The 26124-nt window shown below is 67.0% G+C and carries 26 protein-coding genes and 1 pseudogene; 7 read left to right on the forward strand and 20 right to left on the reverse strand.

The annotated features are described in order from the left end of the window. Positions 1-15 precede the first annotated feature (15 nt). Genes BS329_RS13915 through BS329_RS13945 form a run of 7 tightly spaced genes read right to left on the reverse strand, consistent with a single transcriptional unit; the run spans position 16 to position 7460 of the window. Positions 16-822, reverse strand: coding sequence for an inositol monophosphatase family protein (locus tag BS329_RS13915; protein ID WP_076160479.1), 807 nt, complete (start codon positions 820-822; stop codon positions 16-18). Beyond that, entirely contained in the window at positions 819-1277 is a 459-nt protein-coding gene (locus BS329_RS13920; RefSeq protein WP_076160482.1) for an NUDIX hydrolase, read from the reverse strand. The genes BS329_RS13915 and BS329_RS13920 overlap by 4 nt, the downstream gene beginning before the upstream one ends. A 20-nt stretch (positions 1278-1297) precedes the next feature. Next, entirely contained in the window at positions 1298-2434 is a 1137-nt protein-coding gene (locus BS329_RS13925; protein ID WP_076160485.1) for a DegT/DnrJ/EryC1/StrS family aminotransferase, read from the reverse strand. A gap of 31 nt (positions 2435-2465) precedes the next feature. After that, positions 2466-3455 carry an NAD-dependent epimerase/dehydratase family protein gene (locus BS329_RS13930; protein ID WP_076160488.1) on the reverse strand — a complete coding sequence of 330 codons (990 nt, stop codon included), beginning with the start codon at positions 3453-3455 and terminating at the stop codon, positions 2466-2468. Then, complete coding sequence (gene hypF, locus BS329_RS13935) at positions 3452-5737, reverse strand: carbamoyltransferase HypF (RefSeq protein WP_244197142.1); 2286 nt, start codon at positions 5735-5737, stop codon at positions 3452-3454. The genes BS329_RS13930 and hypF overlap by 4 nt, the downstream gene beginning before the upstream one ends. Positions 5738-5792: 55 nt before the next feature. Beyond that, the gene (gene hypE / locus BS329_RS13940) at positions 5793-6818 is read right to left on the reverse strand and encodes a hydrogenase expression/formation protein HypE (RefSeq protein WP_076160494.1); all 1026 of its coding nucleotides are present in this window, start codon (positions 6816-6818) and stop codon (positions 5793-5795) included. A 51-nt stretch (positions 6819-6869) separates the two neighbouring features. Next, positions 6870-7460 carry a cysteine hydrolase family protein gene (locus BS329_RS13945; protein ID WP_076160497.1) on the reverse strand — a complete coding sequence of 197 codons (591 nt, stop codon included), beginning with the start codon at positions 7458-7460 and terminating at the stop codon, positions 6870-6872. Between the two features lie 521 nt (positions 7461-7981). On the opposite strand from BS329_RS13945, the gene BS329_RS13950 reads away from it, so the two are divergent. Together BS329_RS13950 and BS329_RS13955 are read left to right on the forward strand one after the other, a co-directional pair. After that, positions 7982-8488, forward strand: a complete 507-nt coding sequence (locus BS329_RS13950) for a hypothetical protein (RefSeq protein ID WP_076160500.1) — start codon at positions 7982-7984, stop codon at positions 8486-8488. Between the two features lie 57 nt (positions 8489-8545). Beyond that, positions 8546-8815 (forward strand): annotated as a pseudogene (locus BS329_RS13955) (DUF7927 domain-containing protein); the annotation flags it as partial. Positions 8816-8849: 34 nt separating this feature from the next. Here the strand turns inward: BS329_RS13955 and BS329_RS13960 are convergent. Together BS329_RS13960 and BS329_RS13965 are read right to left on the reverse strand one after the other, a co-directional pair. Beyond that, positions 8850-9788 (reverse strand): DMT family transporter, encoded by a 939-nt coding sequence (locus BS329_RS13960; RefSeq protein ID WP_076160503.1) that lies wholly within the window; start codon positions 9786-9788, stop codon positions 8850-8852. 10 nt (positions 9789-9798) lie between these two features. Next, complete coding sequence (locus BS329_RS13965) at positions 9799-10749, reverse strand: phytanoyl-CoA dioxygenase family protein (RefSeq protein WP_158075782.1); 951 nt, start codon at positions 10747-10749, stop codon at positions 9799-9801. A gap of 425 nt (positions 10750-11174) precedes the next feature. Between BS329_RS13965 and BS329_RS13970 the strand changes: the two genes are divergently transcribed. Continuing rightward, positions 11175-11789, forward strand: coding sequence for a C39 family peptidase (locus BS329_RS13970; RefSeq protein WP_076160508.1), 615 nt, complete (start codon positions 11175-11177; stop codon positions 11787-11789). 608 nt (positions 11790-12397) lie between these two features. On the opposite strand, the gene BS329_RS13975 is transcribed toward BS329_RS13970, so the two are convergent. Next, complete coding sequence (locus tag BS329_RS13975) at positions 12398-12949, reverse strand: PadR family transcriptional regulator (protein WP_076160510.1); 552 nt, start codon at positions 12947-12949, stop codon at positions 12398-12400. A gap of 45 nt (positions 12950-12994) precedes the next feature. Here BS329_RS13975 and BS329_RS13980 point away from each other — a divergent pair, with 45 nt between their 5' ends. From BS329_RS13980 to BS329_RS44525, 4 genes are all read left to right on the forward strand, one after another. Beyond that, positions 12995-13567 carry a peptide deformylase gene (locus BS329_RS13980; RefSeq protein WP_076160511.1) on the forward strand — a complete coding sequence of 191 codons (573 nt, stop codon included), beginning with the start codon at positions 12995-12997 and terminating at the stop codon, positions 13565-13567. Positions 13568-13686: 119 nt separating this feature from the next. Beyond that, a complete protein-coding gene (locus BS329_RS13985; protein ID WP_076160512.1) occupies positions 13687-14229 on the forward strand; it encodes a GNAT family N-acetyltransferase in 543 nt (180 codons plus the stop codon). 202 nt (positions 14230-14431) lie between these two features. Next, positions 14432-14668 carry a hypothetical protein gene (locus tag BS329_RS13990; protein WP_244197143.1) on the forward strand — a complete coding sequence of 79 codons (237 nt, stop codon included), beginning with the start codon at positions 14432-14434 and terminating at the stop codon, positions 14666-14668. 47 nt (positions 14669-14715) lie between these two features. Next, a complete protein-coding gene (locus tag BS329_RS44525) occupies positions 14716-15006 on the forward strand; it encodes a winged helix-turn-helix transcriptional regulator (RefSeq protein WP_244197144.1) in 291 nt (96 codons plus the stop codon). 4 nt (positions 15007-15010) lie between these two features. Here BS329_RS44525 and BS329_RS14000 read toward each other — a convergent pair whose 3' ends face one another. The 10 genes from BS329_RS14000 to BS329_RS14045 all read right to left on the reverse strand — a co-directional run bounded on the left by BS329_RS14000 (position 15011) and on the right by BS329_RS14045 (position 26122). Further along, positions 15011-16177 carry a glycosyltransferase gene (locus BS329_RS14000; RefSeq protein ID WP_076160516.1) on the reverse strand — a complete coding sequence of 389 codons (1167 nt, stop codon included), beginning with the start codon at positions 16175-16177 and terminating at the stop codon, positions 15011-15013. A gap of 25 nt (positions 16178-16202) precedes the next feature. After that, the gene (dpgD, locus tag BS329_RS14005; protein WP_076160517.1) at positions 16203-17000 is read right to left on the reverse strand and encodes an enoyl-CoA-hydratase DpgD; all 798 of its coding nucleotides are present in this window, start codon (positions 16998-17000) and stop codon (positions 16203-16205) included. Further along, positions 16997-18295, reverse strand: a complete 1299-nt coding sequence (gene dpgC / locus BS329_RS14010; protein ID WP_076160519.1) for a (3,5-dihydroxyphenyl)acetyl-CoA 1,2-dioxygenase DpgC — start codon at positions 18293-18295, stop codon at positions 16997-16999. The genes dpgD and dpgC overlap by 4 nt, the downstream gene beginning before the upstream one ends. Beyond that, positions 18292-18936: an enoyl-CoA-hydratase DpgB gene (gene dpgB / locus BS329_RS14015; RefSeq protein ID WP_244197145.1), complete on the reverse strand. Its 645-nt coding sequence runs from the start codon at positions 18934-18936 to the stop codon at positions 18292-18294. The genes dpgC and dpgB overlap by 4 nt, the downstream gene beginning before the upstream one ends. 11 nt (positions 18937-18947) lie before the next feature. Beyond that, positions 18948-20048 (reverse strand): 3,5-dihydroxyphenylacetyl-CoA synthase DpgA, encoded by a 1101-nt coding sequence (dpgA, locus tag BS329_RS14020; protein ID WP_076160522.1) that lies wholly within the window; start codon positions 20046-20048, stop codon positions 18948-18950. Positions 20049-20261: 213 nt separating this feature from the next. Further along, the gene (locus BS329_RS14025; RefSeq protein ID WP_076160524.1) at positions 20262-20879 is read right to left on the reverse strand and encodes a dTDP-4-dehydrorhamnose 3,5-epimerase family protein; all 618 of its coding nucleotides are present in this window, start codon (positions 20877-20879) and stop codon (positions 20262-20264) included. A 23-nt stretch (positions 20880-20902) separates the two neighbouring features. Then, positions 20903-22012: a DegT/DnrJ/EryC1/StrS family aminotransferase gene (locus BS329_RS14030; RefSeq protein ID WP_076160526.1), complete on the reverse strand. Its 1110-nt coding sequence runs from the start codon at positions 22010-22012 to the stop codon at positions 20903-20905. Next, a complete protein-coding gene (locus tag BS329_RS14035; protein ID WP_076160529.1) occupies positions 22009-22986 on the reverse strand; it encodes an NAD-dependent epimerase/dehydratase family protein in 978 nt (325 codons plus the stop codon). The genes BS329_RS14030 and BS329_RS14035 overlap by 4 nt, the downstream gene beginning before the upstream one ends. Position 22987: 1 nt before the next feature. Beyond that, a complete protein-coding gene (locus BS329_RS14040) occupies positions 22988-24298 on the reverse strand; it encodes an NDP-hexose 2,3-dehydratase family protein (RefSeq protein ID WP_425266366.1) in 1311 nt (436 codons plus the stop codon). A gap of 474 nt (positions 24299-24772) precedes the next feature. Further along, a complete protein-coding gene (locus tag BS329_RS14045) occupies positions 24773-26122 on the reverse strand; it encodes a cation:proton antiporter (protein WP_076160532.1) in 1350 nt (449 codons plus the stop codon). Positions 26123-26124 lie beyond the last annotated feature (2 nt).

Here is a 26124-nt window from a genome sequence, read left to right on the forward strand (position 1 = left end):
CCGGCGTACGGCCCCTCACGCGGGGCCCGCCGCTTTCAGCGCGGTCATCACGGCGGGATGCACGCTGGCCGAGGCCAAGCAGACTTCGAAGACCTGATCCGCCTTCGTCAGCGGATCGGTGAGATCCAGTGGCCGCCCGTCGAGATCGGTGCACACCCCGCCGCACTCCCCCAGTACGCACAGCGCGGCCGCCACGTCCCAGATCCGGCAGCCGCGATGCACGAACGCCCCGTAGGCGCCGTCGGCCACCATGCAGATGTCGAAGACGCTGTTGCTCATGCGGACGCCGAGACACGCGGTCCCGAGTGCCGCGGCGATCCTGCCTTCGGCGGCCATCATGGCGGGCGGACCCTTGTCCATTCCGAAAGCCACCAACGACTTCTCCGGGCCGGTGGCCGGGAGCGGCCTGAGCGGACGGCCGTCGCGCGTGGCCCCTTTGCCGGATTCGGCGGCGTAAACGGTGTCGAACGCCGGCAGCGCGAGTCCGCCCGCGAGGACTCCCCCGGCGCCGACCGCAGCCATCATCACGCCGTAGAGCGGGCTGCCCGCGGCGTAATTGCTCGTGCCGTCCAACGGGTCCACGATCCAGGTGACCTCGTCGTCGCCGGGCGTCGCCCCGCTCTCCTCTTCCAGGATCGCGTGCCGCGGGTACCGTTCCCTGATCCGACCGGTCAGCAGCGCGCCGACGGCGAGGTCCGTGTCGGTCACGATCTGGTTCACGTCCGACGGTTTGACCGTCGCTTCGCCGGTGCCCCGCATTCCCACGGCCACTTTGGACGCTTCGCGAAGACAGGTCTCGATGAACTCCGCGAAACCGGTCATGACGCGACCTTGGCGTATTCCGCGATGATGGGCTGCTCCGGGGTGATCACGGTGTCCGGGATCTCGTCCAGCCCGAAGAACCGCCACGTGCTGTTCTCCGCGGTGTCCAGGACGATGGTGGCGTCTTCCGGCAGGCGGGCCACATACGCGGCGGTGATGTTGTGGATCTCGTCGCCGTTCGGATAGCGGTAGTAGTACCCCGCCCCGGAAAAGAGCCCCAGCAGGTTCAGCTCGCCGATGTCCAGCCCGATCTCCTCCTTGACCTCCCGCCTCCCGGTCTCCTCGAACGACTCCCCCGGCTCCATCAAGCCGCCCGGCAGCCCCCAGCCGCCGGTGTCGACCCGCTCCAGCAGCAGGACGCGGTCGGCCGGATCGGTGATCACGACCGAGGTCCCTGGAAGGATCAGCGGCCGGGTCCCGACCAGTTTCCGCAGTTCCGCCACGTAGTCGTTCACGATGCTCTACCGCCTGCTTTCTATGCTGTCGCGTGTATTTCGCGGATGAGGTCGCAGATCTCGCCGACGACCCGCGCGGGCATATGAGAGTAGAGCGGCAGCGTGATCATGCTCGATGCCAGTTCCTCGGTCACGGGCAGCTCCGCGACGGCGGGAACGTCCCGGTAGGCGGTTTGCTGGTGCATGGCCGGGCTGAAGTATTTGCGAGTGCTGACGTTCTCCCGCCCCAGCCGCTCGGCCAGCGCGTCGCGGCTCATCCCGAAGTGGGCGGCGTCGACACGGATCCCCAGATCCTTGTACGAACTCGCGGCTCCCGCCGGAATCGCCTGGAATTCCAGGCCGGGCAGTCCGTCCAATCCGGAGCGATAGCGGTCCGCCAGTGAACGCCGGACGCCGATCCAGTGGGAGAACCGTTTGAGCGCGTGCACGCCCATGAACCCGGAGACCTCGGTCATCCGGCCGTTGAGCCCGGCGAAGCGGCTGTCGTAGTCGCCGGGGTTGCCGTATTCGCGCGCCATCCTCAGCTTGGCGGCGAGGGCGGCGTCGTTCGTCGTGATCAGCCCGCCCTCACCGGTGCTGAGGGTTTTGGTCGGGCTGAGGCTGAACACCTCGGCCACCCCTTTGCCGCCGACCATGGTCCCGTCGCGATAACGGCTGCCGAAGCCGTGCGCGGCGTCGAAGATCAGCGGAATCCCGTGGGAATCGCACAATTCACGCAGCGGGCCGGTGTCGCACGGGACCCCGAACGTGTGCACCCCCAGCACGGCGGCCGCGCCCGGCAGGAGCGGGGCCACGGCGTCGGGGTCGAGGGTCCAGGTGCGGGGATTCGAGTCGGCGAACCGGATCCCGTGCCCCGCCCAGTCGATGGCGTGGCCGGAAGCCATGAAGGTGAAGCTCGGGACGATGACGTCACCGGTCAGCTCCAGGCAGCGGAGCACGAGCATCAACCCGGTGGTGCAGCTGCTGACCGCGACCACGTGGCCGACGTCCAGGTACGCGCCCGCGGCTTCCTCGAATTCCCTTACGTACCGCCCGTTGGTGAGCATCCCCGACTGGAGGATCTCCTTGACGGCCAGCTCCATCTCGGCATCGGCCTCCACGGTCGGGCGGGCCATGGGAACGAGTTCGGGGAAACGTCTCGGGCTGAGGTCGGTCATGGTCGGGCTCCTGAGGGTGGAGGACGGAAACTCACGCCGAGACCGGGTCCACGCGCTGGGCCACCGCGGTCAGGTAGTTGCTGTAGCGAGCGGAAGCGAAGTCCGGGTACTTCCCTTCGCGCATGGCGTCCCGGATTTCCCGCGCCGTGTCGACGACCCGGCGGCTCGGGGTGAAGCCCAGCTCCCGCCGGATGGGGTCGAAGTTCACCCGGTAGTTCCGTGGATCGGTGTGCTCTTCGAGGATCTCCATACGGACGCCGTCGATCTCCTCGGCGATCAGCTTGCCGATGGAGTCCATGCGGTAGTTCTCTTCGCCGAAGCCGCAGTTGTAGATGCTCGGGGCGGCACGCCGGTCGTCCCGCAGGACCAGGTGTACCGCCGCGGCCGCGTCCTCGACGTGCAGGAAGGGCCGCCACTGGGTCCCGCCGTGCACGGTGACCCTGCCGTGTTCCACGGCGTTCGCCGTCATGATGTTGACGGCGAGATCGAACCGCATCCGCGGGGACAGGCCGTGGATGGTGGCGAACCGCAGCAGACGAGGGGAAAGTTCGTCACGGGGCAGGGAGAGCAGATAGTGCTCGGACAGCACCTTGGATTCGGCATAGACCGACTGGGGCGACATGGGTGACAGGACGCCCACCTCCGCGTCCGCGGTGAAGCCGTAGTTGCTGCACGTGGAAGCGAAGACCAGCGACCGGATCCCGGCCCGCCGGCACGCCTCGGCGACCCGGATGGTGCCGAGATAGTTGACGTCCCACGCGGTGTCCGTGTCGACACCACAGGCCGGGTCGCCCACGATCGCCGCCAGGTGCACCACCGCGTCGACGCCGTCGAGGGCCTTGCCCCAGGAACCCGTGTCGAGGACGTCGCCGTCGATGTAGGTGACCCCGGGCAGTTCGAGTTCCGGACCGCCGACCAGGCCGTTGTCGACGACCACGACCTCCGCCCCGGCTTGGCGGAGTCTCCTGGTCAGCACCGATCCGATATAGCCCCGTCCGCCGGTGATCAGGTACTTCTTCATCGCGCGTCGTCTCCCAGCCTGGCGTCGGCCACCACGATCTGACCGAGCGAAATGCCGCCGTCGTTGGTCGGCACCTGCTGGTGGCAGTACGGGTCGAATCCCGCCTTCCGCAGCTCCACCATGCAGTTGACCAGCAGGAACTCGTTCAGGAAGACCCCGCCGGAGAGCACCACCCGGCGCGTTCCGGACTCACTCAGCGCCTGGCATCGGTCGACGACCATGTCGACCACGGCCGAATGGAAACGACGGCTCAACGTGGCGGAGTCCAGCCCCGCCGCCCGGTCCGCGGCGAGCGCCCGGATCACCGGCCGGGGGTCGATCTCCCGGTCGTTCACACCGAATCGGTACCGCTCGGCCATGGTGAAGTCGCGTTCGAGCAGGCCCTCCAGCTCGATCGGGCCCTGCGCCTCGTATTCGGCGTGCATGGTGATGGCCAGCAACGCGGCGACGCCGTCGAACAACCGGCCCATACTGGACGCGGGTGGAGCGTTGATCCCGCGCCGCGCCATGGTGGCGAAGACGTGCCGCTGCTGTTCGTCGAGGCTCTCCAGCACCGGGAAGGCGCTGACCGCGGCGGAAGTCTCGCCGAAAGCGTCCAGCGCCAGCGCGAAACCCGTCCTGATCGGTTCGGTGACCGCCTTGTCGCCGCCCAAGAGCGGCACGGTCCGCAGATGCGCGACGCGGCGGGCGTCGCGATAGCCGCCGACGAGGAATTCGCCACCCCAGATGGTGCCGTCGTCGCCGTATCCGGTGCCGTCGAAGATGACACCGATGGTCTCGCCGCCGAGCCGGTTCTCCGCCATACAGGAAGCCATATGCGCGTGATGGTGCTGGACCGGGACGACCTGCTCGAAGGTTTCGCCCTGCTCTTGAAAGGCGTACCGGGTCGCGCGGAACTGCGGATGCAGGTCCACGGCGGCGTGCCGCGGGCGCAGCTCGTGGAGATCGGCGAGATGCCGGACCGCCTCGCGATGCGCCCCGAACGTCTCGTCGTTCTTGATGTCACCGATGTGCTGGCTGACATGGACACGGGAACCACTGCTCAACGCGACGGTCGTCTTCAGCTCGGCGCCGTAGGCCACCAGCGGCGCCAGCTGCCTGCCGACCTCCACGGGATACGGCGCGTAGCCGCGGGACCGGCGGATGAACCCGACCAGTGGCTCGCCGAGTCCGGGATGCTCGGAGTAACGGACGATCGAGTCGTCGACCCGGACCTCGATGGCACGGTCGTTGTAAAGGATCAGGTCGGCGACGGCGAAGAGCTGCGCCAGCGCGTCCTCATCGCGGTGCACGATCGGGTAGCCGGAAATGTTGCCGCTGGTCATGACCAGGGTGTCCAGTCCGGCGTGGTCGAGCAGGAGGTGGTGCACCGGCGCGGACGGGAGCATGACGCCGAGATTGGGATTGCGCGGGGCGATCTGCCCCGGCAAGCCCGGGGATCGCTTACGCAGCAACACGATCGGCCGGGCGGGCGAGAGCAGCAGTTCGGCCTCGGCCGGACGGACCTCGGCGAACCCCTCGACCGTGCCCAGATCGCGCGCCATCACCGCGAACGGCTTGGAATCGCGCCGTTTGCGGGTCCGGAGCCGGGCGACCGCCTCGCCGTCACGGGCGTCGACCGCGAGATGGAACCCGCCGACACTCTTGACCGCGACGATCCCGCCTCCGGTGAGCGCCGCCGTGGCCGCGGCCAGCGCTTCCTCCCCCGAAGCCGTCTCGCCACCGGAACCCGCCAGCAACAGCCGGGGACCGCAGTCGGGGCAGGCGTTGGGCTGGGCGTGATAGCGACGGTCCAGCGGGTCCCCGTACTCGGTGGCACACGGATGGCACATGGTGAAGCCCGCCATCGTGGTGACGGCCCGGTCGTAGGGCAGCTCGCGGATGATCGAATACCGCGGGCCGCAGTTGGTGCAGTTGATGAACGGATACCGGTACCGGCGGTCGGCCGGATCACGCAGCTCGGCACGGCAGTCGGCGCAGACGTAGGAATCGGTGGGCACGACCGTGGTCCGGCGGCCGGTGTGCCTGCTTTCCCGGATGGTGAACCCTTCCGGCCGCTCCCCGGCCTCGGGCAGGTCGTTCACCTGAACCCCCGTGACCCGGGCCTGGGGCGGCGCCTGCGTGCTGAGGCCGTCGGTGAAACGGTCCACCTCCTCAGGCCTGCCGGTGACCTCGATCAGCACCCCCTCCGGGTCGTTGAGCACCCAGCCGGTCAGGTCGCAGTTCAACGCGAGCTTGTAGACGAAGGGCCGGTACCCCACGCCCTGGACCACGCCTGCCACGCGAATACTTCGCCGGACACTCGAATCGCTACTCGGCATCTCGTCACCTCTCCGCTCAGCACAGACGCGGCAGCTCGGCACCCTGAAGTTCCTCGACCACGGAATCCCGCCCGTCCGCGTCGCGCCTCAGCACGATCGGATCCGCGTCCCCGGTCACCTCGCCGATCGTCGTCGCCTCGGCGCCGTACTTGTGCGAACGGAGCACGGCCAGCACGTCCTGCTCCGCCGCGGGATCGACGAACAGGCACAGACAACCCTCGTTCGCGGCGTGGATCGCGTTGATTCCCAACATGTCCGCGGCCATCACGGTCTCGAACTGAATGGGCAGCCGATCCTGCTCGAACCGGACGGCGTGCCCGGACGCCCTGGCGTACTCGTGCAGGACGGCGGCCAGCCCGCCGCGCGTGACGTCCCGGACCGAACGCACCGCGCCCTCGCCGACCGTCGTCAGCAGCGCGTCCATGAGCCCGTTGAGCGGCGCGCAATCACTCAGCACCCGCTGCTCGAACCCGAGGCCCTCGCGGATCGACAGCAGATGCACCGTGTGATTGCCGATCGGTCCACTGAGGATCACCCGGTCGCCGGGCCGGACGTCACGCATCCGCAGCGGCGCGCGCTCGAAGACACCGATGCCCGCGGTGTTGAGGTAGATCTGGTCGACCTCGCCCTTACGGACCACTTTGGTGTCACCGCAGACGATCTGGACGCCTGCTTCGAGCGCCGTCTCCCGGATCGAGGTGCACACCTGATGGAGGCGGGCCATCGGCAACCCCGTCTCCAGGATCATCCCGAGGGTCAGGTAGAGCGGCCGCGCACCGACAACGGCGAGGTCGTTCACCGTGCCACAGACCGAGATCTTGCCGATGTCCCCATTGCCGAAGAACGGCGGATCGGCCACGAACGAATCCGTGGTCATCGCGATCTTCCCGGCGGGAATGGAGAGCATCGCGCTGTCCTCCATCTCGCCGATGTACACCTCCCCGAGCGTCTCGACGACGAAGGAGATCAACTCACCGCTGAGCTTGGCTCCACTTCCGTGATCGAGGACGACCTCGTCGAGGCCGGTCACCGAGTTCGCCATCGGGCGTCCTACCTTTCTTCGAGCGAGGGCCGAAAGCCCTTTCGGACGGGCTCAAGGAAGGGTCTTGACGACCATTCGGGGCAGTTCACCCTTGACGTCGAGGGTTTCCAAGATCTCTTTCGAACTCGCGACCGTGGCGCAGTACCCGGCCAGCCAGGCGAGAGAGCGATCGCGATCTTCCGTCTTGTCGGAAACGACGCATTCGGCGGGCACCCAGACGTTGTAGCCGCGGAAGAACGCGTCGGCGGCGGTGGTCTGGACACAGATCTGGGTCTGCAATCCGGTGACCACGACGGTCTCGACACCCTCCGCCTGAAGCAGATCATGCAATTTCGTCTCGTAGAAACCGCTGTCCTTGTTCTTCTCCACGACGACGTCACCCTCGCCGAGGAACGCGGGAAGAATCGCCGCGCCCTCGGTTTCGCGTTGCAACGGCAGGGTTCCGTCCGCCCTGCGGTTGGCGTTCGGGTCGTCGGGAAGGTTGATCAGCTGCAGGTGGTAGACCGTGTGGCCCCGGCGCCGCATCTCGTCGAGGAAGCCGATGTAGTGGGGCTGCGCGTCGGTCATCACCGCTGTGCGCTCGGGGGTCAGATAGACCACGTCACCCTGAAGATCATTGGTGATGACGGCGATTTTGCCCATGACAGCTCCTTGTCAAGAGGAATGACGGATAGCGAAAACACTCATGAGACACGGAAAGCAACGGAAATGATCCAGCAGGATCGAGCAAAGAAGTCGCCGGAGACGACCTACGGCCGCAAAACGAATCCCGTCGGAAAGACGTGCTCCCCCGTCCCCCTTTATTTTCAGATAATCGCCCCAGCCGTCTAATGGTCGAGACCACTGACACACCTTTGTCTACCCAGCGAATGTCACCGTGTCAAGACCCGGATTCGCCCTCGAAAGATCAATTATCCCGCCTTCTGTGAATTCCACAGGATCCGGTTCCGTCAGATACGGATACCCGCGCCGAAGGCGGCCATGCCGGGCCCGCAGAAGCTGCGAAATCCGTAGTGCGATAAAAGGATCAAGCCCGTCGAGATACCTGCGCCATCAGTCATCGGGTCACTTCGCCCACCCCGGAAATCGGTTTCTTACAACAAATGGCTCACTACTTTTGTCCCTGGAGGACGCCCTGCCGCGAACGTCGGCAACCTTCGGCGATGCGTCTGTTCTTCTCCGCCGGTGCGGGTTACAGCCATGTCGTTCCGCTGCTGCCCTTGGCCGAGGCCGCGCCCGTCAGGCTTGGAGAACTACTCGCCCGCCTCCCGGTACTCGCCGCGATGTCGCCGGACGAAAAGCGGGCGTATGTGGTCACCGTGATGGCCGAAACCGGCCCCGGACCGAGGGTGGACGAGATGCCGGACGCGATCATGGTGGGCGGCTGGCGAGCGCTCGACCCGATCGTGCGGCGCTTCGGCCTCGACCCGTTTCCCGATCACGGCACCGTCCCGTACCTGAACATCTGGTCGGAGGCGTTACGGCCGCGAGGGGTCACGTGGGACCACCCCCGCCCGGCTGCCGGTGCGCCCGGAGGGGGTCCTGCCCGCCGACGGAAACTGCCCGGCCGTCTTCGACGGACTACCGCACGACAAACCGTCTACGTCACGGCGGGAACCTCGCACAACACCCGGCCCGGCGTACTGGAGGCGATGATCTCCCGGCGGTGAGACCACCAGCGGTCGTGGCGACGACGGTGACCCCTCGCCGTCCAGAAGGCCGACAAGACCAGCGCCAAGCCGGGTGCCAAGGTCACCTACACCGTCACCGTCGCCCATGAAGGAACGGCGCCGTCGCCGGACACAGTCGTCACCGACGATCTGTCCGGTGCGGCCGACGACGCTGCCTACAACGACGACGCGAACGCCGGTTCCGGCGGTGCCGAGCCGGCGGCACCCCGGTATGCGGCGGACAGCGAGCGATTGACCTGGACAGGTGACATCGCGCCCCGCTCGGCGGTGACGATCACGTATGCACGGAGGATCATCCGCACCTGATCCGGCAGGGGCCCTGCCCTCGGGCCCGAACAGGTCACTTTCCCGGACGTCGCAGAGCCATCTCGGCGGAACCGACTTCTTTTCCGAGGTGCCGACCGGTCCTGTCACCTTTCCGGCGGGTCAGCGCCACGCCGGCGAGGACGGTCACCACACCCATCAGCATCGTCGGGGTGGGCTGCTCGTCGAGCACCGCCGCGCCCAGGATTATGGAGACGACCGGGAGCAGGTACGTCACCGCCGAGGCCTTCACGGTGCCGTCATCGGAGATGATGCGGTAATTGAGAATGTACGCCGCTCCGGTACCGAAGAGACCGAGAATCGCCAAGGCGACCAAGGCATCTGCTCGCGGTTCGAGGATAGGTGCCCCTTCGACGGCGAGAGCGGGCGCGAGCAGCACGCTTGCGGCCGAGAGCTGTCCGGCCGACAGGATCAATGGCGAAATTCCCCTGTTCGTCAGGAAGCGCGACATGTAAACGTAGCTGACTCCGAGGAACATGGCCCCGATCAAGCACTCGAGCCCGCCCCAGCTCATCAAGTCGGAATCTTCTTTCCACGGGCTGAAGATGAGCACGCAGCCCAGGAATCCGACAACCAGACCAGGCGTCTGCCGAACGTGGTGATCGCGCTGCCCTCGGTCGAAGGCCCACGCGGCGAGGAAAGTCCACATGGGGGTCGAGGCGTTGATGACTCCCGCCGATGAGGAGCCGATCTCCTTTTCCGCCATGGTGAACAGCAGATACGGAATCGCGTTCGCCAGTGCGGCGGACACCAGGATATGTCTCCAGGGAAAGGACCTCGGCGCCATCCGCCGTCGGCGGAGGATCCACAGCACCACCAGCAGGAAGGCGGCGCCGATGATCATCCTCAGGAAGGTGACCTGGACGGCGGTGAAGCCTCTCAGCGAGATCTTGATCCACAGGAAGGTCGATCCCCACAGTAGGGCGAGCAGTCCGATTCTTGCCGCGCTTGCCATGACCCGCGCGCTATCGGCGGACGGAGGTCAAGGCGGCCGTCGAGCCGACCAAGGGATTCAAGCTGGATACGGCCGGGGTCCCCGGCGCGACGCCCGGCAGGAAGTCTCTCCATTTACCGCTCAGCACAGTGGGGCTGTCGATGACGTTGGTCCCATCGGCGTAATAGGTGGACGACAGGACGCGGCGAGGGACGCCGGTCCGGTTGGGCCCTGCCGTGTGGAAGCAATCCGCGGCATGGAAGGAGACTTCGCCCAGCTCGAACGGACTCGAATCTGGGACCACCCCACTCGCCCGCAGTTCGGCTTCCACTCGCTCGTCGTAGGAGCTGTTTTCCACGGAGACCGGGATCTTCAGCACCGATCCGGGGACCGAGGTGCGCGGAAGGCAGGTCAAGGTGCCCATGGCCGCGGGGATGCGCTGGAGGGGAAACCACGACGTACAGACCGCGGGAGAAGCCAGCGGATAGTGGTCGTTGTCGCGGTGCCACGGCGTCCGGCCACAGCCAGGCTCTTTCGAGAGGATGTTGTCGTGATACAGACGCACGCCGTCGACGCCCATGAGCTGCGCGGCGACGTCGCCGAGCCGGCGCGACAAGGTCACGCCACGCACCAACGGGTCGGTCAGCCAGACCTGCTCCACCGCCAGGAACCGGCCGTCATTCCCGGTCCCGTGCATCGCGTCCAGAAGTTCGTCGACTCGCCGGGACAGCGCCGCGACCACCGAGGGAGGCACCATGTTCCGGAGTCTCACATAACCATTCCGCCGGAAAAAGGAGACGCTTTCCTCGGCCAGCGCGTACGGCGCGGTCAGGCTGGCATGCACCTCGTATTCGGGTGCCTCGATTTCGACGGAACGCTCAGGGTCCGATACCACATCCGCGGACTCGACCGGAGTCTGGGATGCCAGCGTCATGTACCAGTCCCACCACTGCTGGTCATCCCCCGCCCAGTCAGTTCTCACCGGGTCGGACACTCTTTCGGATCGCGCCATTTCCATGAATTCCCTTGAATCGACGACGGCATGCGCCGATCTGCTCCATGCCGATTGAATCCCCAGTCTCGTCTGGCACCCAGGGTGTCGTGGACGATTGCGCAGCACCATCCGCCGGATGAGTGACAGCACGTCGCTGTATCGAAGGTTGTTCTCGAATGTTTATTCATGCTTCGCGGCGACGTTAAGCGGGTGCCGCGATTTACCCACCCGGCGCTGTCGCTAAAACATTCGGTGTCGATCAGCATTATCGCGACACCTTTCGTATTCGCGCGACCGATCACGTACGAAACGCGCCGCGCAGGTGAAACGCGTGCCTACCCCGGCGCGCGGCAGGTCACCCGGCCCCTCGGCGACACTCTCGGCCGTGGATCTTCGTGTGGAATACTGCGCTCATGTCCGCGCCGCCCGTTCCGTATTTCTCTCAATGGGAATCCCCCGACCTGGTCAAAGCGATCGTCACCGGTGCGATGTCCGCCGCCGACGATCCGCGATGGCCCGAGTCCGGGGCCGTTTCCGCGCAGGAGTACGAGTTCTGGTCGTGGCGGAGCTGCGGGATGGCGTGCCTTCGCATGTTGCTGGCCCACCGGGGGCAGGTGGTGCCACCGAGTGTCGAGCTGGCCAAGGAGTGCGAACGCTTCGGTGGGTACGTGCGGCATGAGAACGGTGTGCACGGGCTGATCTACGCGCCCTTTCTGAGCTGGGTCGCGGACCGGTTCGGGCTCACCGGTGAGGTGCGGGTCGATTTCGGCGTACCCGCGCTACGGGACCTTGTCGCGCAGGGGCACCCGGTGATCGCGTCGGTGCATCAAACGATCAGGGAGCCGGAGAGCAGCCCGCCGACCAGGGGCGGACATCTGGTCCTGGTCACCGCCGTGGACGAATCGGGGCTGTACCTCGACAATCCGTCGGGGTTAAGCTCCGGCAGCCAGCTCGGCGCCCGCGTGGAGGACGAGGATTTCGAGCGGTTCTACGCCATGCGCGCCATGGTCTTCGACCGCACCGACTGAGCTTGCCGGGCGAACCGCCATTGTGCGGTGATTGCCGCCGAGGAGCACGGCGGTTTCGGGCAGCACGAAAAGCCCCGAAAACTTCTGCCACAGCCCGCGGCAGCCTTCACCAGCCATTCTTCAGGGGAGCAGCGCGCCGACTATGTCGAAGTGTCGACAAAGCGGGTCTTCAAAATCCGGAAACACCAGCGAATCAGGGTTCCTTGGCGAACTTGAACGGTTCATCGGTGCCGAAAACCACGGATTCGGTACTGTCTCGCCGCATCAGACCAAGCCGAGTTCGCCACTTGGAAGCGGGACTCGGCAACCGGCGCCGGTGGTGCGCGCGCCGAGGCCGAAGACTCCGGCGTCGGAAGCCGATCTCGCGTGCTTGGAGGGCGAACACCCGTGACCGGGGAGCGAACACCCGTGATTGCGCGGCGAACACCCGTGACTAGAGGGCAAACACCCGTGACTGGGGAGCGAACACCCGAGATTGGAGAGCGGACACCCGTGACTAGGGAGCGGACACCCGTGATTGCAAGGCGATCACCCGTGACTGGAGGGCGGACACGCGTGATTGGGGAGCGAACACGCGTGATTGGGGGCGTAAGACGGGAGCACGGGGGTCAGGGTTTGTCCATTTCGGACAGTTTGTCCAGTCGGGCGAGCACCAGCTCGTGCCACTTCAGCTCGGCTTCGATCCTCAGGCGTGCGTGTTCCAGGACCAGGTCGTCGGCGACGGACTGATCGGGCCACCGGCGCTCGCCAAGGTGGCCGAACTGGGTCGCCTGGGCGGTGAGCGCGGCGAGTCGGTCTTCGAGGTAGCCCCGCACCATCTCGCGATCGAGATCTCCGCTGACGACCAGCGCGAGGTCGACGGGGTCGGGCTTGAGGCCCACTTCCGCGAAGGCCTCGTCTCGCAACGCGCGAAGCTCGCGGTGGCCTTCGCCGGTGATGGAGTAGACGGTTCGCGCGGGCAGCGCGCCGAGCTGCTCGGTCCGGACGGGTTCGATCAGTTTCTCGCCTTCGAGCCGGTGCAACGCGCCGTAGAGCGAACCCGGTTTGACCTGCGACCACAGCTCGGTGCGGTCCATCCGCGCCTCGCGGCGGAGCTGGTGGCCGTGCATCGGGCCGCGTTTGGCCAGTGCGCCGAGGATGAACAGTCTTGTCGGGTTCACCTCCCTAGTACAACACGAGTACTCGCTTTTGAGTACTCTCGTCGCATGACCATTCGCCCCATCCTCATCCGCGGCGAGCCGGCGCTGGCCAGGGTGGCGGTCCCCGTCATCGAGTTCGACGACGACCTCCGCCGGCTCATCGCGGATCTCCACGAGACCAACACCGCCGCCAACGGGGCCGGTCTGGCGGCCAACCAGATCGGGGACGGCCGGAGCGTCTTCGTCTACGACTGTCCGGACGACACCGGGACCCGCTACCGTGGCCACATCGTCAATCCGGTCCTGCGGACGTCCGAAATCCCCGAGACCATGCCCGACCCGGACGACGATCTCGAGGGTTGCCTTTCGGTCCCCGGTGAGGTCTTCCCCACCGGCCGCGCGCGATGGGCGGCCATCGACGGCTTCGATGGACACGGACGGCCGATTACCGTCGAGGGCACCGGATACTTCGCACGCTGCCTTCAGCACGAGACGGACCACCTGGCCGGGAAGCTCTACCTGGAGCGCCTCGTCGGCAGGCACGCCCGGGGTGCGAAGCGCATGCTCAAGAGGAAAGGCTGGACTGGACCTGGACACACCTGGCTGCCCGGTGACGTCCCCGACCCGTTCGGCCATTGAGCCCTACCGGAGCTTCGCCACATTCAGCACCTGGGGACCGGCAACTCCTGCCTGTCGCAACAAGGTTGGGAAGTGCCCACTGCCTGACAGGTGATGTTCCGGGCGCGATACTGGCCTTTATGACTCCAGCGAACCGCCCAGACAAAGTCCACTTGAGGGCGTTCACCGAGGCCGACCTCGCCTTTCTCGACCGTCTCTGCACGGATCCGGATGCGCTCGGCGAGTTCGAGTGGCCCGGATTCGGTGATCCGAGGGCGCGCCGCAAGCGATGGGAGATCGACGGGTATGTCTCCGCCGAGTCCGCCGCGGTGGCGATCGCGCGGGCCGACGACACGGTTAACGGCATCACCAGCTGGAAGCCCCGCGGCTTCCCCTCGGGTGTCACCTACGAGATCGGCGTGGGGGTGCTACCCGAGCATCGCAGCCAGGGGGTGGGCACGGTGGCACAGAGGCTGCTCGTGGACTACCTGTTCGGCCGCACGACGGCGAACAGGATCGAGGCCCTCACCAATGGCGGTAACCTCGGCGAGCAGAAAGCCCTCGAACGCCTGGGGTTCCGCCGGGAAGGGGTCATGCGCGGCAGGTCCTTCCAACACGGCGAGTATGTCGATGTGCTCGTCTACGGGCTGCTCCGCTCAGAGCATTGTCCCGGAACGCCATGAGCGCTCCTCCCAACCTGTTCACAGTGAGGTCGGAAAAGGCTCATTGACCGAGCCTCGCCGTTCATTCGTTAGGCCATTTGGCCTATGCCCTGTTGCGACACTCGGCGCAATATGGCTGTCAGGACCGCGGTCCGCGTTTACGGTGACAACTTCGCGGGCATTTCGCTCTCGTTCGGGTTCGATGCGATCGGAGATTCAGCGAGTGTCCTCTTACAACGTGAAGCCATCGAAGCCTGTCGCGATTTTCGGTGCCGTATTCGGTGTGGCGCTTCTTCTTTTCGGCATCTTCAGCGGAATCGGCCGGAACAATGGTTTTCTCTGGCTTTGGGTGGCGGCCGGGGTCGGCATCATCGGCTTCAACCTCTGGGCGGCTTTCAGCAAACGAGGCGCGACCGAGGTCGTCGAAACCAGGGAAGACTCCCCCGATTCGTCCCGGTGACCCGGCGCGTCCACGGTGGACGAAAGACCTTTTCAGCGGCGAATCCGGTGTTCCACCGCGACCCAGTTCGTTTCCCAGGCCTTTCCGCCGTCGGCCGAGAACGCCTGCTCGAAGCGCGCCTCGTCCGAACCCTGGCAGAAAATGAGAAACCGTACTGGCTCGCCAACGGCACGCCGGTCACGCCCAAGGTGCCGACCGAACAACCGCGCGAACTCGAGGCCGACGAACTCGCCGAACGGGTGGTGACCGGTCCGGTCCCGGCGCGCGTCATCTACCGGCGCACTCCCGGTGAGACCGCGCCGGACTCGACGATGGGCTGCGCCGACGCGATCGGGTAAGTCCTCAACGGACTCTTGATCCCTGCTGGAAGTAGCCGGGCAGGGTGGTGACGACCTCCGCGGGCATCGGCATGGCGGCGACCTCCTTGGCGAGGGCGCGAGTGGCGTCGCGGACCGCCGTGTCCGTGAGCAGGGCGCGGGCTTTCTCCGTGACGGCTTCGGCCGTCAGCTCGTCATCGACGAGTTGAGCGGCGACGCCTGCTTTGACCGACGCCTCGGCGTTGGCGAGCTGGTCGGCTCCCTGCGGCAGGAACAGCTGCGGCAGCCCGGCGCCGAACGCGCCCATCGTCGTCCCGCTCCCGCCGTGGTGCACGACGAGGTCCAGATGCGGCAGCAGTTCGCTCTGCGGCACCCATCTCTCGAGCCGCACGTTGTCCGGCACGTCGCCCAGCAACTCGACCTCGACGGTCGGGCCGGTGGCGACCAGTACGTCGAGGTCGAGCGCGGCCAGGCCGGTGATCGCCTCGGTCAGCACGGTGGTGTTCCCGTATTGGGTGCCCAGGGTCAGGTACGCGAGCGGACGGCTCCGGTCGCGTCCGGCGATTCCGACGGGCAGGTCACCCGGGGTGCTCCAGCCGGTCGGCCTCAGCGGGATCCGCTTCGCCGTGGCGAGGAATTCCCGCGACTGCACCGACTCCGGGCAGATGTCGAAGACTGGGGCACCGAACGCGGTCTCCAGTTCGCCCTCGACCCCGAACTCGGCGGCAGTCGCCCGAACCCGCTCGCGGATCTCTTTGCCCGCGTCGTACTCCGCCACCCGGCCGAAGTTGTGGCCGGCGGACGGGATCCCGGCGAGCTTGGCCGCGAACGCGCCACCGGCGTTCATCATCTCGTAGATCACCAGATCCGGTCGCCCGGCCAAGACCTGCTCGAGGTCGGCGACGACGGCCCGTGGCAGGATCTCGCCGAACACCCGCCCGGTGATCTGGTGCAGCGCGTCCGGCGGAAGCCCTCTCGGGTCCCCTTCGACCTGGTTCAGCTCCTCCATGAACGCTTCCTGCGGGGTGATTCCGGCCCGGAGGCCGGTGATACCCGCTCTTTCGATGTTCGGCAGGAAGGACGCGGCGGTCGCGAAACTGACATCGTGCCCGGCGTCGCGTGCGGCGACGGCGAGCGGGATGAGCGGAAAAGCGTGTCCGTAGCCCCCGAGGGCCGTGAAAATGATCCGCATACCTCAACAATATCCGGGAAATGTACTAATGCCCTGTCCAGATCGGAGCCCGTTTCTCGGCGAAGGCACGGGGACCCTCATTCGCGTCCGTGCTCCGGCGACGGCACTCTTCCCAGTGATACGAAGCCTTGAACGCTTCTTCGAGCGGGAGGTCGAGCGACCGAAGTGCGGCCTCCTTGATCGCGCGAACCGAAAGCGGAGCGGCGCGTACGAGGCTGTCGGTCCATCCGGCGACGCAGTGATCCAGCTCGGCCGCCGGAACGACCTCGTTCACCAGTCCGTGACGCAGCGCGGTCGCCGCGTCCATCCGGCGTCCGGTCAGCAGGTAGCCCATCGCCACCTTCTGCGGCAGCTGCCGCGGCAGCCGGAACACACCTCCGGCCCCCGCGATCAGGCCGAGCTGGACCTCCGGAAGGGCGAACACCGCCTCCTCGGAAGCGATGACGATGTCACAGGCGAGCACCAGCTCGAAACCGCCGCCCAGCGCGTAGCCGTGCACCCTGGCGACCACCGGTTTGGACAAGGTGAACCGGTCGGTCAGCCGGGGATGACCCGGCTGCCCCGCGCTGCCGAACGTCGAGGCCTCCACCCCGGTTTCGGTCAGCCGCGCGCGTTCCTTGAGGTCCTGGCCGACGGAGAAGGCACGGTCTCCCGCGCCGGTCAGGACCACCGCCCTGATGTCGTCGTCGGCCTCGACGTCGTCCCAGACGGCGGCGAGCTCCGTGTGCATCCGCCGGTCCATCGCGTTCAGCACTCCGGGCCGGTCCATCGTCACGTGGGCGACGTGATCCTTCTTTTCGTACCGCACCCGGCTTTCGCTCATCGCGCTCCCACCGCGAACCCGCCGACCTTGCCGAGCACGTCCGCACCGTAGATGCGCAAAGCCTGTTGTAACGCGAACTCCGCCATGTACCGGCGAAACTCCTCCGGTGGTTCCTCGGCGAGGTTCATCATGCGCCGGTTGGCCAGCACGGCGTCCCCGTCGAGCCTGGCCAGCGCGGCGTCGATCGCCGCGTCCATCTCTTCCGGCGGGACGACCTCGTCGACGATCAGTCGCGCGGCGGGCTCGTCCGCCTGGATCCGGCGACCGCCCAGGATCACCTGCCGGGCCAGCCTCGGCCCGGTGATCCGGGAAAGCCGGAAGTTCGCCGCGCCGGGGATGATCCCCTCGGTGGCCGCGGGCAGGCTGAGGTAGGAGTCGGACGCCGCCAGGACGTGATCGAAGACCAGCAGGAGCTGGGCTCCTCCGCCGATGGCGAAGGAATCGACGGCCGCCATCCACGGCTTGTCGACAAATCGCGAATGCCACGAACCGTCCGTGCGCAGGCCGCGCACGATTTTGTGGATATAGCCCAGTTCGCGCCGCAACAGGAAATCGACGAGAGGGATGTCGCCGGAGCTCAGCTTCTTGAGGTTGATCCCCGCGCAGAACACCCGGCGCCCCTGATACCGCCGATGGCTCATCACGCCACCGCGCAGCAGTGCCACCCGGACGGACGGATCGAGCAGCACCAGATCGACCGCGGTCTCCATGTCATCGACCTGCTGGGCGTCTTCGGCGTTCAGGCAGTCGTCCCGGCACAGGGTCAGCTGCGCGACGCCGTCACGACGCTCCAGCCGGACGGCCTCCATCCGCATGACGCCGGTCTCCACGAACTCGGGGAGCAGCCGCAACGCCCTTTCGGTGGGCCGGAGCATGGCGTCGAGCAGGTGCGGTCCGGCTTCCGGGGCACGCAGGATCCCGCGCAGGAAGATGCCCTGGTCGATCTCGCGCCCTTCCTTTTCCGCCTGTGGCAACGAAAGCTCGGCCGCCATCTGCTCTTCCGACGGCACCAGGCCGGGATGGGCGAGAGCGGCGGCACGGACGAGTTCGCCGATACGCGGGTGCCGGGTCCGGCCGTCGGTGAGTTCGTCGTAGATCTCCTCCGCGTGCGCCTCCATGAAGGCCGCGCGCATCGTCCGGATCCCGTCCAGCGCCGAGGACGCGGCCGCGCGCTGTTCGGCGTCGCGGGCGGGAGGTGACGGCAGTCCGGCGAGCAGGTCGTCGGCTCGGCGGGCCGCCCCCGCCAGGGCTCGAAGGTCGAGCCCTGGCGAGAGAGTCGTGGAATCCGTTGTCACGGCTTGGCTTCCCGTCGCAGGGCCCGGTCCGCCGCGGCCAGATGGGAACCGAGCGCTTCCTCGAAGGTGGTCGAACCCGCTTCGAAGATCAGCTGCCGCCGGATCGCCGTCTCGGCACCGTCGGTGACATCGGCGAGCCCGGCAAGTGTTTTCGCCGGATCCTCGGACACCTCATCGACCAAGTTGAGCGCGAACGCGCGGTCGGCGTCGATCGGGGTTCCGAGCAGGACGGCCCGCCGGATCCCCGCCGAACCGGCCTGCTGGGTGAGCCGGTACAGGGTCATCCCCGGCCAGGAACCGCCGCCCGCCGAAGCGAGCAGCAACCGGGTCCCCGGATCGATGATCCGGAGATCAGCGGCGAGCAGGAGGTCCAAGGCCGTTCCGGCGCAGTCACCCGACGCCACCGCGACCGTGAGCCTGCCCAGCCGTTCGAACCGGCGCACCGCTCGTTCCCATTTGGACACCAGGCCGACGGTCAGCCCCCGCGCCCAGTCGTCGGCCGGGACACCCGTCACGTGGACGGTGACCGGGCCCGCTCCCCGATCATCCTCGGCGCGATCGCAGAGGCCGTCGATCTCCTCGACCGACGCGGCCGAAAGCGGGCGCGAGCCGTCGATCCGCAGCACCAGTCCGCCGTTCACTTCGTTCTTCCTCACCATTGGACAAGCGCCATTTCGATTGTGGAGCCGGGCCCCATGGTCATGAGCACGCCGTACTCCCCCGGCCGGGCGACGTCCTCGTCGACGAGTCGCTCGTAGGAGAAGAGGAAGGAGCCGCTGGAGAGGTTCCCGTAGTCGCGGAGCACACCGGTGGTGTGGCGGACGTCGTACCGGCTCAGGCCGAGGTTGACGACGACCGCGTCGACCACCTTCTTGCCCCCGGAGTGCACCAGCCAATGGCCGATGTCGCTGCGGCGCAGCCCCGTCCCGGACAGCAGCCGGTCGATGACGATCTCGGCGTGCGCGCCCACCACGTAAGGGATCTGCGGGTCGAGGAAGAAACTGAACCGGTCCTGGTCACGGTCCCAGTCGTAGCGCATCGCGTCGACCGCGTCGGTGATGATGTAGCTCGCGAATTTCAAGACCCGGGGGCCGGGCACCCGCCCGTCGCCGGAGATGACGGCGAGGGCGGCGGAGCCGTCGCCGAAAAGACTGTTGACCACCGCTGTCCGCATCGTGCCGTCCAGCGCGTAAGCGGCGGAGCAGGCCTCGCTGCACAGGACGACGCCGAGTTCACCCGGATGCGCCGCGGACCAGCCCGAGACCACGTTGAGCGCGTTCAGGCCGGCGTTGCAGCCCATGCCCACGATGTCCGACCGGCTGCAATGCGGGTCGATCCCCAGTTCACGGATGATCAGCGCGCTCAGGCCGGGGGTCAGGAAACCGGTCGAGGTGACGCAGCACAGGTGCCGCAGGTCCGAAAGCGTCGCTCCCGCCGACTTCAGGCAGGCTTCGAGGGCCCGGCATCCCATGTCGACGGCGATCTTCTTGTGTTTGTCGAGGAGATCGCCCTGCGGTTCCGCCACGCGTCCGCCGCCGGGACCCTCCGGCGGCAGGGTGAGGAAACGCCGGTCGATCGCGCTGTTGAGGAAGACCGACCGGATCTTGGGATCCTCGACGTCGAGGAGTTCGAGGAGTTCGGATTGCGAGTAGGACGTTTCGGAAACCGCGGTTCCGACGCCGGCGAACCTGGTGATCTCGGTGAGTCCGGTGAGGACGGAAAGGTCCTCAGCGGGTTCGGCCACGGTAGTCATCGATACATCCACCCCCATGTTCTGAGCTTGCTTCGGAGCAGCTGCTTGAACTTCGCAGCGGGCATTGATCTCACCTTTCCGGTCGCTAGTGACGTTTCTCTCGAGAGGTAAGACAAAGGTGTGCACCGGGCATGTCGCGAAAGCCACTTTCGGGACATCAGACGTCCCGAAAGTGGCTTTCGCGACACTCCGATCGGCACCCGGGCGAGTACGTCAGGCGGACAGAGGAATTCCGGACAGCCGCCGCTCCAGCTCCAGGCTGGTGGCGTAGTCCGGCAGCAGGCCCTGCCGTTCCGCCTCGGCGAGCGTGATGGCCACCCCGTCCCGGTCGGACAGGATCGGTTCGACGCCGGCGTCGATGGGCAGGCCCAGTGCGGGATCCAGGGCCGAGAGGGCGAGTTCGTTCTGCGCCACATAACCCGCGGACAGCATGTACGACATGACGGTGTCGTCCTCGAGTGCCACGAAGGCGTGGCCGACGCCGACCGGGAAGTACATCGTCCGGTAGTCCTGCTGGTCCATCAGGACCGCGTCCCACTTGCCGAACGTCGGCGACCCGACCCGGATGTCGACCACGATGTCCAGGGCCTTGCCGCGTGCGCAGTAGACGTACTTCGCGATACCCGGTGGCGTCACGGTGTAGTGGATGCCCCGCACCACGCCGCGTTTGGACATGCTGTGGTTCGTCTGCGCCACCGGGAAAAGCGGGCCGCCGTGGGCCGCGACGAAGGCCTCTTCCTGGAACGGCGAGACGAACAGGCCCCGGTCGTCGGGAAAGACGCGAGGGGTGAACTCGATCGCGCCTTCGACGGCGAGTTTACGTGCTTGCACAGCTGCTCCTGAGGTCGGACTGGTCAGAGGGCGGACAGCACTTCGCGGACCGCGTGGACGACCTTGTCCTGAAGGTCCGCGGTGAGCGCGGGATACATCGGCAGCGAGAAGATCTCGGTGGCCAGCTTCTCGGTGACCGGGAGCGAGCCGGTCTCGTAGCCGAGGTGGGCGAAACCGGTCATGGTGTGCACGGGCCACGGATAGCTGATGTTCAATTGGATGTCGTACGCCTTGAGGCGCTCGAGGATCTCGTCGCGCCGCGGGTGCCGCACGACGTACACGTAGTACACGTGCTCGTTGCCGGGGACGGTCCGCGGGAGTTTCAGGCCGGTGTCGCCGAGACCGTCCACATAGCGCTGGGCGACGGCCCGGCGGCCGGCGGTGTAGGTGTCGAGCCGCTTGAGCTTGCGCCGCAGGATCTCGGCCTGGACCTCGTCCAGTCTGCTGTTGTGGGCGGGCGTTTCCAGCGTGTAGTAACGCTCGTCCATGCCGTAGTAACGCAGCCTCCGCAGCCGGCGGTCCACGGATTCGGCGGAGGTGATGACCGCGCCGCCGTCGCCGTAGGCGCCGAGCACCTTGGTGGGGTAGAACGAGAACGCGGCCGCATCGCCGGTCGAACCCGCGACCTTCCCGTTCTGCCTGGCCCCGTGCGCCTGCGCGCAATCCTCCAAAATGGACAGTCCGTGCTTCGCGGCGAGTTCTTTGAGCGGGGCCATGTCCACGCACTGGCCGTACAGGTGCACGGGAAGCAGGCATTTGGTGCGCTCGGTGATCGCGGCCTCGACCTGGCCGGTGTCCATCAGGAAGTCGTCCTCGCGGACGTCGACGAAGACCGGGGTGGCACCCGTGCCGTCGATGGCGACCACGGTCGGGGCGGCGGTGTTCGACACCGTGATCACCTCGTCGCCCGGCCCGATGCCCAGCGCTTGCAGACCGAGTTTGATCGCGTTCGTCCCGTTGTCGACGCCGACGCAATGCTCGATCCCGTGGTACGCGGCGAATTCCGACTCGAAGCCGCGCAGGCTCGCGCCGAGCACGAGCTGTCCCGAATTGAAGACCGTCTCGACCGCGTCCAGCAGGTCGAGCCGCTCGGCCTCGTATTCGACCAGGTAGTCCCAAACACGCGTGGTCATGTGCGAACCTTTCCCTGAACTGATGGCGTCAATGCGGCGACGGTGCGACGCACTCCTTCGGACAGCGAGATCTCCGGGCGCCATCCGGTGATCGCCCGGAACGGCGTGGAATCGATGGTGACGCTCCGGAGATCCGTCTCGGGCGCGTGCGACGGTGGCTCCACACAGGTCACGTCCACCTGGTCCCGTCCGGTGCGCTCGGACAATTCCCTCGCCACGAGCCGGAACACCTCGCCCAGCTGATCGCCCCGGCCGGCGCCGAGCAGCCAATGGCCGCCCACCAGGGGATCCGGGGTGGCCAGTGCCGCCGTGAACGCCGCCGCGATGTCCTCGACGTGGACCAGGTCGCGCCGCACCGTGCCATCACCCCAGATGGTGAGTGCCTGGCCTTCGAGCGCTCGCCGCGCCATGGCGGACACGACTCCGCGGTCGTGGTTCGCGTCCGGTGCCGCGGTCTCGCCGAACACCGTGGGCAGCCGCAGGCTGATGCCGCGCACCCGGCCGTCGGCCGTGGCGTCCTTGAGAAGCCGCTCCGCGGTCAGCTTCTGTCTGTCGTAGGGAGTCGCCGGGTGGTCGGGCTCGCTCCCGTCGATCGGCTCCCGAGGCGGCACACCGACCTGCGAAGCGGCACCGCCGTACACCACCAGCGGCGGCGTGGCACCGGTGCCGCCGATGACGTCGACGAGGTCCCGCATCACCCCCAGGTTGACGCGTTCGGCCTCCTCGGTCTCGGCCGCGCGCCAGCCGCCGTCCGCCAGGAGCAGATACACGACCGCGTCCGATCCCGCGACCGCGTCGGCGAGCGCGGCACGGTCGGTGAGATCGGCGGCGACGACGGTGACTTCGGCTTGGCCGGGCGCGGGCGTGAGGCGCCGTCGCGCCACCGCTCGCAGCCGGATCGGCTGCCGCGCCAGCGCGCGGGTGACAGCCGAGCCGACGAAACCCGACGCGCCGAGGACGGTGATCTGCTTCATTTCATGCACTTCCTTGAGGCTGTGCGGTCGCGGCGTTGATGCAGGCGAGAAGCGTGCGGGCCTCGACGTTGACGTAATGCCCGTGCCGGGTGAGCGCGGTCAGCTGGGCCGGGGTGACCCAGGCGTAGCCGGGCGGCGGATCGACGGTTTCGTCCGCGTCGACCGCGAGATAGCGGGCCCTGACGTTGAGGAAACGGCCGCCTTCTTCGGAATGTATCGCCTCGTAACGGATCCTCGACCGCGGAGCGTCCAGGACCGCGTCGAGGAAGGGCGGCCGGTTCTCCGGCGGCAGGTGCGCGTAGTTGTGGGGAGTGCACTGGACGGTCGGCGCCAACTCGACCGTGTCCAGGAAGCCGCCGTCGGCGCGGGCGTGCACCAGAACGTGGGGCACCCCGTCGATCTCGCGGACGAGGAACGCGACGACGCCGAGACCGACGGATTCGAGCAACGGCTGGGTCCAGCTGATCTTCTCGCGGTTACTGCCTTTCACGGCGACCGCGAGGACCTTGAAGTAACGGCCGTCCTCGTGCTCGATCACTTCGACGTTCTGCTTCCAGCCGCGGACGTCCGTGAGCGGGATGCGGCGGGCACGCACGTCGTGGCGCGAACGCTCGTTCGTGAACCACGAGAGGAGCTGGACGTCGGAGAACAGCGCGCCGGGAGCCAGGTCCTGGTACGGAAGACACGACAACACGCTCCTGGCGTTCATGTTGATCGTCTCGTCCTCGTGCATCAGTTCCGCGATCTGGCCGAGCGTGAGCCAGCAGAAGTCGTCCCACATCGGCACTTCGTCGACGGTCTCGACGATCATGTTGCGATTGGACTTGTGGAAGAACCACGACCCTTGCTCCGCCTGGAGAACGTCGACGATGACCCGTTCGGGATCGGGTGGGGCGAAGTACTCGATCAGCTTGACGTTCGTCCCGCCGTGCGCCTTTGTGTAGTTGCTGCGGGTGGCCTGCACGGTCGGCGACAACTGCACCAGGTTGGGGTTTCCCGGTTCCATTTTGGCCTGCATCAGGAAGTGCAGGACCCCGTCGAACTCCTTGCCCAGGATGCCGAGGATGCCCACTTCGGGCTGTTTGATGACCGGTTGCTGCCACTCGCGGTAGGGGCCGTCGCCGTGGGGGCCGTCGGCCTCGACCACGTGCAGGCCCTCGATGGTGAAGAACCGTCCGCTCCGGTGCACGAGATTGCCGGTCGCCTCCTCGAATCCCCACTGGTCCAGATCCGCGAAGGGAATGCGTTCGACGTGGAAGACGTTGGCCTCACGGCGTTCGGCGATCCAGGCGCGGACGTCCTCGGTGCGCATGTGCACCCCGTCGGTCGTCGCGGCCGACAAGGCGATGCGCTCCGCGTGGCCGCGGTCGTCGCGAGGACGCACCGCGGGAATGGGCAGGCCGCCGACGCCCTCGAGGACGCGTTGTCGTTCCTCGTCGTACTCGCCGAGCTGATCCCGGACGTAGGTGGTCATCGCACTGCTCCAGGTCGTTGAGTGGGCATTGGCCGGCACTGAAAACTTCCCTTGTGTCCACCTTTCACGGGGCGCAGTGGAGAACACCGTGAAAGGTAGCTTCGGCCGATCTCACCGGTCCAGATCGTCCAATTCCCCTACCGGACGAAATCCGGGTCGCCGTTCTTTTGAGGGGTGAGGCATAGGTCGTAAGTGGGAAGTCGTGCCTACATGCGGCGTCGGCTGAGGGGGTGTGAGGGTCGCGGTCCGGTCACCGGCACCCGCCTCTCAAAAGAATCCGAATCGCCACTCACGACACCCTGACCCGCGACGCTAGAGAATCCGCTCCTGCTGGTTCGCCGCCGGTTGCGACGTCCACGCCCGATGCTCGTTCTCGCGTACTTCTTCCTCGGCGGTCAGCTCGATCCTCTTCACCGCGAACCGCAGGATCGGCGGGGCCATCAACGGAGTGACGATGGCGACGAGGATGACGATCGTGTAGATCTCCACGCCGAGAATGCCCAGCCGCAGGCCGACGGTGGCCACCATGATCCCGATGACCCCTCGCGCGTTCAGCCCGGCGCCGAGCGCCAGCCCTTCCCATTTGTTCAGGCCACTGAACCGCGCGCCGGCGTACACGCCGACGAACTTGCCGATGATGGCCAAGGCGAGCACCGCCAGGCCGGTGAGCAGGACCTGAGGCCGGATCAGTGCGGTGAGATCCATGCGCAACCCCGCCGTGGCGAAGAAAAGCGGCGCGAAGACGGCCAAGACGACCGTGCGCAGAGGGGCGAGCTTGGCCGGGTCCACCTTGCCCGCGGTGCCGATCAGGATGCCGCAGACGAAAGCCCCGAAGAGGGCTTCCAGGCCGAGGGCGTGGGTACCGGCCGAGGCGAGGAGAAGCAGGGCGACGACGACGCCGACGGTGGCGCCGGGACCGTCGGACTTGCCCGCGACGCGCAGCGCGCCCCGCACCAGCGGCCTGCCGAGTGTGAACGCGAAGGCGACGATGGCGATCAGGTAGGCGAGGGAAAGGATCACGGTGCCGGAGGTCACGGCGTTGACCGCCATCGCGCTGACGACGGACAGCAACAGCCAGCCGAACACGTCGTCGATCATGCCCGCGGCGAGCGTGAGCTGTCCGACGTTGCGGTGCAACAGGTTCATGTCGATGAGGGTTTTGGCGATGACCGGGATGGCGCTGACGCACATCGCCACGCCGAGGAACAACGCGAAGACGGTGACTTCGGTGCCTTCGGGGATCAGCATCTTCGGCAGGACGAAGCCCGCGCCGATACCGAGGCCGAGAGGGAGGACGAGGCCACCGAAGCCGACTCCCGCGGCGGCGCCGAAGCGACGCCGGACCATGCGCATGTCCATCTGCATACCGGTGAGGCCGACCAGCAGCAGGACCCCGATCTGACCGACGCCGTCGAGAAGGTGGTACTGCTCGGCGGAGGCGGGGAACAGCCAGCCGTGCAGTCCCGGTACCGCCCACGCCAGTAACGACGGGCCGAGCAGCACCCCGACGAACAGCTCGCCGACCACCGAGGGCATCCCGAACCGGGCGGTCAGCCGTCCGAAGACGACGGCGAGCAGGAGCAGCAGACCGGCCTGGAGCAAGAAGATCAGAAGACTGTGGGCGGCGATCGGGGCGACCGGCGCGGGAAGCGAGAGAAGCACTT

Origin of the sequence: Amycolatopsis coloradensis (assembly GCF_001953865.1) — a bacterium.
Lineage (GTDB): Bacteria > Actinomycetota > Actinomycetes > Mycobacteriales > Pseudonocardiaceae > Amycolatopsis > Amycolatopsis coloradensis.